Source organism: Sulfitobacter sediminilitoris (assembly GCF_010667575.1).
Lineage (GTDB): Bacteria > Pseudomonadota > Alphaproteobacteria > Rhodobacterales > Rhodobacteraceae > Sulfitobacter > Sulfitobacter sediminilitoris.
Map to the genome: position 1 here is coordinate 1 of NZ_JAABNT010000068.1, position 1,646 is coordinate 1,646.

1 protein-coding gene is annotated in these 1,646 nt (G+C 52.8%); it reads left to right on the forward strand.

Going from position 1 to position 1,646, the window contains the following annotated elements; genetic code table 11:
- Positions 1-113: 113 nt before the first annotated feature.
- Entirely contained in the window at positions 114-1,541 is a 1,428-nt protein-coding gene (locus GV827_RS23120; protein WP_204326066.1) for a hypothetical protein, read from the forward strand.
- Positions 1,542-1,646 lie beyond the last annotated feature (105 nt).

Here is a 1,646-nt window from a genome sequence, read left to right on the forward strand (position 1 = left end):
CCACGTAGGCTCACACGCAGGACCATGGAGGCGAAATGAGCGACGAGATAGACCCAAAGCACTCCAGGCCCTTGGATGTCCATAGGTGGTCGGATCATCAAGAGGTGGGGGTGGTGGTTGATGCGATTGCTGAGAAATGCCTGTCTGATGCCAAGAAGAGCAATCGTGGACCCAAGCAGAAGACGAAGACGAGAGATCAGCTGAAGGTCCTGATCCTCGATCTGTACGTGGCTTGGAAAGAAGACCCGGAGCTATCTATCGGCGTCTCTCTGTCATCCAATGCTTGGCAGGCAGGGTCCAGATACAACGCTCTCCATATCTCCAAGAAGATCGTACCCATCATCAAGGCGCTGGAGGTTGCTGGCTTAATCGATATCGCCAAACACCACTACAAGGCTGCTGGTCATGAGGGCAATCGGACCACCCGTATCCGTGCTGCAGAACCGCTGAGGAAGATGTTCCAGAAGGCTAAATTCCAACGTGATGACATTGGGCGTGCTGAGGGTGAAGAAGTCATCATTCTCAAGAACGACAAGAACAAGCAGATTGAGTACGACGACACCCCCGACACCAACCGGATGCGAGAAGAACTGACAGCGTACAACCAGCTCATCTTTAACAGCTTCATCGACATTCCTGACCTGCAAGAACCGATGATCGAGGTTGGTGACGGTGATGAGAAGTCCTCGGTCAGCATCCATCGAGACAACACCAGGACCCATCGCGTCTTCAGCCGATCAAGTTGGGATATGCATGGGCGGTTCTATGGAGGTTGGTGGCAACAGGTTGGCTCGGACACTCGCGCCCGGATCACGATCGATGATGAACCTACAGTCGAGGTTGACTTTGTAGGGCTGCACATCGCGATGCTGTACGCTGAAGCAGGGCAGAAACTGGATTTTGACCCGTATCATATTCCGCGCCAGAAAATGCCTGCTTACCCCGAAAAGCTGACCCGAAAATTAATCAAGCGACTGGCCCTTATCGCCATCAATGCTAAGGATAAAACGTCAGCTTACCAAGCCTTCCGAGAGGGCTTTCCCACCGGCCATATTGGTTGTCGAATTAAAAATTCTAAGCTGGATGAGCTGCTAGAGTTACTGCTGGAGAAGAACCCCTGCCTCAACGGAAAGCTATTCACTGATCAGGGTATCCGAATGATGAACCTCGACGGACAGATCACCTCTCGCATCCACAATCACTTCACGAAGAAGGGCATCCCCGTTCTATCCGTCCATGACAGCTACATTATCAGTTGCTGGAAGGTGGATGAGCTAAGGAAAGCAATGTCTGAGGCATCAGAGGCGATTGTTGGTCAGCCTCTGGCAACCTCTATCAAGCTCCCAGGACGGGAGGAGTACAGCTTCGTGTCTGACGATGAGCTTCAGACCTACATCGACAATAACCTCAATCCGCCGCGCTGTGACGGCTATGTGGAGCGGCTAGAGGCTTTCGAGGCTCGGACTGGGCGGGACCTCGGAAGGGATTATGGCATCCTTTCTCTGGGGGATGATGAAGAAGACGCTCCAGATTGGGAGTAGATGTCTGGTCACCTTGCTAGGCCACATCAGAACTGGGAACGCGCCATACCTTTATGGCCAAAGCAGACATTGCGTGACGCAACTTCGACTACTGCTGTGCGGACC